7 protein-coding genes and 1 pseudogene are annotated in these 5,932 nt (G+C 61.5%); 2 read left to right on the plus strand and 6 right to left on the minus strand.

Features of this window, described 5'->3' with window-relative positions:
• Window positions 1-161 (minus strand): annotated as a pseudogene (locus EN932_RS39110) (aminoglycoside phosphotransferase); the annotation flags it as partial.
• 49 nt (window positions 162-210) lie between these two features.
• Window positions 211-609 carry a cytochrome c gene (locus EN932_RS26885; protein ID WP_128369185.1) on the minus strand — a complete coding sequence of 133 codons (399 nt, stop codon included), beginning with the start codon at window positions 607-609 and terminating at the stop codon, window positions 211-213.
• A 176-nt stretch (window positions 610-785) separates the two neighbouring features.
• Between EN932_RS26885 and EN932_RS26890 the strand changes: the two genes are divergently transcribed.
• Window positions 786-1,622 (plus strand): universal stress protein, encoded by an 837-nt coding sequence (locus EN932_RS26890; protein WP_128369186.1) that lies wholly within the window; start codon window positions 786-788, stop codon window positions 1,620-1,622.
• Between the two features lie 73 nt (window positions 1,623-1,695).
• Here the strand turns inward: EN932_RS26890 and EN932_RS26895 are convergent, their stop codons facing one another.
• The 4 genes from EN932_RS26895 to hemA all read right to left on the minus strand — a co-directional run bounded on the left by EN932_RS26895 (window position 1,696) and on the right by hemA (window position 4,716).
• Window positions 1,696-2,142, minus strand: a complete 447-nt coding sequence (locus tag EN932_RS26895) for a pyridoxamine 5'-phosphate oxidase family protein (RefSeq protein WP_128369187.1) — start codon at window positions 2,140-2,142, stop codon at window positions 1,696-1,698.
• A gap of 11 nt (window positions 2,143-2,153) precedes the next feature.
• Window positions 2,154-2,882, minus strand: coding sequence for a phosphoribosyltransferase (locus tag EN932_RS26900; protein ID WP_128369188.1), 729 nt, complete (start codon window positions 2,880-2,882; stop codon window positions 2,154-2,156).
• A gap of 3 nt (window positions 2,883-2,885) precedes the next feature.
• Complete coding sequence (locus EN932_RS26905) at window positions 2,886-3,320, minus strand: DUF2267 domain-containing protein (protein WP_128369189.1); 435 nt, start codon at window positions 3,318-3,320, stop codon at window positions 2,886-2,888.
• A gap of 118 nt (window positions 3,321-3,438) precedes the next feature.
• Window positions 3,439-4,716, minus strand: a complete 1,278-nt coding sequence (gene hemA / locus EN932_RS26910) for a 5-aminolevulinate synthase (RefSeq protein WP_128369190.1) — start codon at window positions 4,714-4,716, stop codon at window positions 3,439-3,441.
• Window positions 4,717-4,982: 266 nt separating this feature from the next.
• Here hemA and galE point away from each other — a divergent pair.
• A partial coding sequence (galE, locus tag EN932_RS26915) for a UDP-glucose 4-epimerase GalE (protein WP_128369191.1) occupies window positions 4,983-5,932 on the plus strand: 950 nt, incomplete at its 3' end.

Genomic DNA, 5,932 nt, shown 5'->3' on the forward strand with positions numbered 1-5,932 from the left:
ACATAGGGCAGCTTGACCGCCCGCTTCATCTTGTAGGCGCGTTGGCCAACCAGAAAGAGACGCGATATGTGGGTCTCAATATCCTCAACAGGCCCGGTCGCGCCATAGGAGGAAGGATCAAGCAGGAAAGCGGCTGTGGCTTGCTGGTCTTCAACGATCATGGCCGGCCTCCCTAATTTGTCCTGTGAAATGCGTTTCCGCGATCTGCGCTCATTGCTGCAATGTCTGGACATAACCTGCCAATTCATGGATGCGTTCCCTGGTGACGATTTCGCCGGCGTTCGGGCCGTATCTTTTCACGTCGGCAGGCAGGAACTGGCTGCCCCATACTGGCATGTCGCGCTCGCCATGCGCCGGGACCATGGCTCGGCCGTCGATCACGGCATAGACGCGCCAGTAAGGGAATTCGCCGCCATTGCGACTGGAGATGCGCGTCAGGTCGCTCGGACGCTTCAACAGTTCGTCGCCCAACGGTCCATTGCCCTTGCCGTCCGGGCCATGGCAGACGGCGCACGAGTTCATGTATTCGGACTTGCCGTCGCCGAGGTCCTGCGCACTGGCCGTATGGAAGGTCATGCCAGCGAGAGCCGCCGCGACCAGGAATCTCATCTGCGTTTTCCCTGATTATTTGGCTGAAGCCTACAGCCTTGGCAGGCCAGCACGTTGATGCGGATCAAATAGCCGCCACAGCCAAGACGTTTGATCCAGCGCAATGAACGCACCGGCTCCTGTCGGCTATGCCTCAGCAACGATTGAACCTTCACGCGAAATGAGGAGTTGCCGCCGTGTCCTTCAAGACATTGCTTACGGTTACCGGACCGAACCAGGGGGATGGCGATCTCAAGCTCGCCGCCTCTCTGTGCGAACAGATCGATGCCCACCTTTCGGTGCTCGTCCTTGAGCTTGCCGCACCGCCGTCGGGTGGTGAGTATGCTGCTATCGTCTCACCAGCCTGGCTCGAGGAGCGTCAGGCCGAGCTGAAAAGGCTCGAGAAACGAATATCGGCAGTCGGCGCCTTTCTTTCACAGGCCCCGGTATCGGCTGATCTGAGCGACGACTATCCCGACACGGGATGGGCTGACGATGTCATCGGCAGGCGTGCCCGCTACGCCGATCTGACCATTCTGGGACCGGATCTGCTGGCAAGCCATGCGCTGAAGGATAAAGTGATCGAGGGCACGCTGTTCTCATCGGGAAAGCCCATTCTGCTTGTTCCCGAAGGCTCGCGCCCGACGCTGAAGCCGAAACGCATCCTGGTCGCGTGGGACGCGCGCCTTGAGTCCTCGCGCGCCGTCCGCGAGTCGCTCGATATGCTGAAGGGCGCGGTAGAGGTGCACCTCGTTATGGTCGACCCGATCGAGGACGAGTTCCATCACGGCGCGGAACCCGGAGCCGATGCCGCCGCCTATCTTGCCCGGCACGGCGTGAAAGTTACGGTCGAGCGCCTGCCGAGCGCGAACCATTCGGTCGCCGACGTACTGCGCCAACATGCCGGCGATGTTGCGGCCGAATTGATGGTCATGGGCGCCTATGGTCACTCCCGACTGCGCGAGCGGATTTTTGGTGGGGTCACCAAGTCAATGCTTGAGGGTCAATCGCTGCCGGTCTTGATGGCGCGGTAGCAATTCAACAGAAAATGGGGCCGGTGCAGATTGCGCCGGCCCTCTTCAATTCTCGCAAGACCTAACGGGGCGACTACTCGCTCGCTTCTCGTCCGGACACCTGTTCGACGAGAATCCGGAAGAAAACGTGCGGAGCACTGTCGGTTGTGGGAGGCATGACGGGCTTGAGCGCGCCAGGTTCCCACCAGTCGGTATGTTTGCTCAACACCGACCATGCATGATCGCGTTCGAGCTTGTGGCCAATTCGATCCGGCAACTCTTCGTACCGGCCGTCGGCAACGACGCTTCTCCATCCTCGCCCCTGGCCATGCTCGTCAACCTGGACGGACACCAGCGGATTGGCCCGCATCCATTCGATCTTCTTTCCCGGCATGGAAAACGCGTAAAGATGAGCATCCGAATGGGCGTAGTAGAAGGGCACGACGTAGGGCTGCCCGTCCTTTGCGCATGCCAGGCGGCCAACCCGATTGGCAGTCAGTATTTTCGTGCATTCCAAAGCAGAAAGGGTTCGGACCAGCATGGCGTGATCTCCTATTTCTCTCGGTTGTTCCGTGGTATTGTTTTCGTGGCGACTTTCGAACCGGCTGCGTGTTGCCCACTTAGGTGTTGCCTGTCCGTTTGCGACCGGCCAGCCTCGCCCATGGCAGCGACGACATCACTGTCCGAGAGCTGAGGAAACCGCATATAATGGTAGCTCAGGGCACGGAACTGTCCTGGTTGACTTAGGCAAACCACACGATCTGCTTCGCATGCCAGTTCAGCGACCGTCTCTTGCGGCGAAACAGGAACTGCCACGATGATTTCCCTTGGCGAACGGCGCTTTATGGCGCGGATCGCGATTTTCATGGTCGTACCGGTCGCGGCCCCGTCATCCACGATGATCGCGGTCTTTCCCGCGATCGAGATCGGTTTGGTCTTCCCTCGATAGGCAGAACGCCGGCGTTCGAGTTCTGGACGCTCATTTGCAATCAAGACGCGTAGCTCGCCTTCATCGAGCGCATAGGCCTCGACGATCTCCCGGTTCAATACGACCTCCCCGGGGTCGCCGTCGACGATTGCTGCAACAGCCAGCTCAGGATTGCCTGGGGCGCCGACCTTGCGGACGACCAGCAGGTCAAGAGGAGCGTTGAGAGCTCTGGCCACCTCCACTGCGACAGGCACGCCGCCACGCGGCAATGCCAGTACGATTGGCTGCTGCAGTTGAAGCCTGTTCAGTTCCAGGCCAAGCTTCACCCCAGCGTCTTCCCGGTCGCGGAACATCGGTCAATCCACCGGCCACAGTTTTCGCAGCGACTTCTTCATCGAGTTTCTGACCTGCACGATCTCGCCATGCGAAATGTGACGGTCGAGAAGCTTGAACACGGCACCGATCGCGACATCGAAATCGATCTCCTCGTCGTAGCCGAAACTGTTTCTGACGCTGATAATGAAGTCGCGCTTCGTGCGCTCATGCGCAGGCACCGATGGATTCCAGCCTTCGAGATAGATGCCGCGGACCAAAACAGGCAGTTGCGCCGAGAGATCGGCCATTTCCGCTGGCGACAGCCAATCCCGCACCGTGTGCAGAACGGACCGCAGAAGGCGGCACGCGCTCGGCTCGCTCCAGCAGAGGTCCTTGGCGAGTTCCTTGACCCACTGTTGCGCCTGCTGGCCAGCGTGCGTGAAGTCAGCGAAAGACGTGTGGGAAATATGGCGCATGGCGATGCTCCTGGAAGATTTGAACTTCATTCTCAGGCATCGAAAAGCTTTAAGCATTGAGCAGGATCAAATTGCTCTGGGCAAAGGAGACAAAGACCGTTTGGGCAGGCGGCGGGTTTCAGCCGCCGGATTTCTGAACCAGCAGCGGAACGATCCGGTCGCTCTTGGCGACAGAAGGCCGGCCGGTGGAACCATAGGGAATGCCCAGCGCATCCCAGGTCTCGACCAGCGCGTCCTGCAGTCCCGCGATCAGCGCATCGGAATGGAACGGCGTTGGCGTGATGCGCAGCCGCTCGGTGCCGCGCGGCACGGTCGGGTAGTTGATCGGCTGGATGTAGATGCCGTGCACGCCGAGCAGGCGGTCGCTGGCCATCCTGCAGGCCTCGGGATCGCCGACCAGCAGCGGCACGATGTGCGTCGGCGAATCCATCACCGGCAGGCCGGCGGCCGAGAGGACGTGCTTGGTTCGGCTCGCCTGCTGCTGCTGGGCGTCACGCTCGGCCTGCGAGCGCTTGAGATGGCGGATCGACGCGGTGGCCGCGGCGGCGATCGCCGGCGGCAGTGCCGTGGTGAAGATGAAGCCGGGGGCATAGGAGCGCACGGCGTCGATCACAGCGCTGGTGCCGGTGATGTAGCCGCCCAGCGTGCCGAATGCCTTGGCCAGCGTGCCTTCGATGATGTCGATGCGGTCGGCCAGGCCTTCGCTCTCGGTGATGCCGCCGCCGCGCGGCCCGTACATACCAACGGCATGGACCTCGTCGATATAGGTCATGGTGTTGTAGCGCTCGGCGAGTTCGACGATCTCTTTGATCGGCGCGATGTCCCCATCCATCGAATAGACGCTTTCGAAGACGATCAGCTTGGCGCGTTCGCGCCCCGCCGCCTGCAAAAGGCTTTCCAGATGCGCCACGTCATTGTGGCGGAAGATCTTCTTTTCGGCGCCCGAGCGCCGCACGCCTTCGATCATGGAGGCATGGTTCAACTCGTCCGAAATGATCAGGCAGTTGGGCAAGAGCCGGGCAATGGTCGAGATCGACGCTTCGTTGGAGACGAAGCCGGAGGTGAAGACCAGGGCCGCTTCCTTGTCGTGCAGGTCGGCCAGTTCCAGCTCAAGCTCGACCAGCGGGTTCGAGGTGCCGGAAATGTTGCGGGTGCCGCCGGCGCCCGAACCCATCTTGCCAGCGGTATTCTGGAACGCGGCGATGACGTCGGGATGCTGGCCCATGCCGAGATAGTCGTTGGAGCACCAGACGGTGATTTCCTCGGCGCGGCCATTGGAACGCCAGATGGCGCGCGGGAACTTGCCCGCGATCCGCTCGAGGTCGGCGAAAACGCGGTAGCGACGCTCGGCATGGAGCTGGTCGATCGCTTCCTCGAAGAACCGCTGATAGTTCATGTCGACTTCCCAATTTTTGCGCGGGATCATAATCATTGGCCTGTTGGTCGTCCACCTGGCCTTTTTGGTCAAAATGCCACGCCCCGGACCTGTTCCTAACGACCGCGGATCGTGGCCTATTCCCTTGATGTGGATGAACTTTGTTTCAGGACAATGCCACTGGCCGGCAATGCCGGTTACCAGGGGTCCAATGGCCATGCGGCGGGCTTTCCAGTAGAGCGGGGTTGAGACAGTTTCCGATAAATCTTGGATAAGCGAGGACGCGGATGACAGTTTTGGTGACAGGCGGCGCCGGTTACATCGGCAGCCATATGGTCTGGGAGCTGCTGGATGCCGGCGAAAGCGTGGTCGTTCTCGACCGTCTTTCCACCGGTTTCGAATGGGCGGTGGCGCCGGAGGCCAAGCTGGTCGTCGGCGATGTCGCCGACAAGGAATTGGTTGGCGCGGTCATCAGGGAGAACAAGGTCGACGCGATCATTCATTTCGCCGGCTCGATCGTGGTTCCGGAATCGGTCGCCGACCCGCTCAGCTATTATGAGAACAACACCTCGAAGACGCGCACGCTGATCGAAACCGCGGTGCGCGAAGGCGTGCCCAATTTCATCTTTTCCTCGACCGCCGCCGTCTACGGCGGCGCCGGGCTGGAGCCGGTGCGCGAGGACGCCCGCCTGGCGCCGGAATCGCCCTATGGCCTGTCCAAGCTGATGAGTGAGTGGATGCTGCGCGACGCGTCGATCGCGCATGGCCTGCGCTATACGGCGCTGCGCTACTTCAACGTCGCCGGCGCCGACCCGAAGGGCCGCACCGGCCAGTCGACGCCGGGCGCAACCCATCTGATCAAGGTCGCCTGCGAGACGGCACTCGGCAAGCGGCCGTTCATGCAGGTGTTCGGCACCGATTATCCGACGCCGGACGGCACCTGCATGCGCGACTACATCCATGTCAGCGACCTGGCGGCGGCGCATCGCCTGGCCCTGCAGCGGCTGCGTGCCGGGGGACAGAGCCTCGTCGCCAATTGCGGCTACAGCCATGGCTATTCGGTGCTGGAGGTCATCGACAGCGTGCGCCGTGCCTTTGGCCGTGATTTCGAGGTGAAGATGGGCGACCGTCGCCCTGGCGATGCCGCGGCGGTGGTTGCCAATTCGGATCTCGCCCGCGCCGAGCTCGGCTGGACCCCGCAACGCGACGATCTCGACCAGATCGTCGCGTTGCGGGG

Source organism: Mesorhizobium sp. M7A.F.Ca.US.002.01.1.1 (assembly GCF_004022955.1).
In the GTDB taxonomy this organism is placed as follows: Bacteria; Pseudomonadota; Alphaproteobacteria; order Rhizobiales; family Rhizobiaceae; genus Mesorhizobium; species Mesorhizobium ciceri.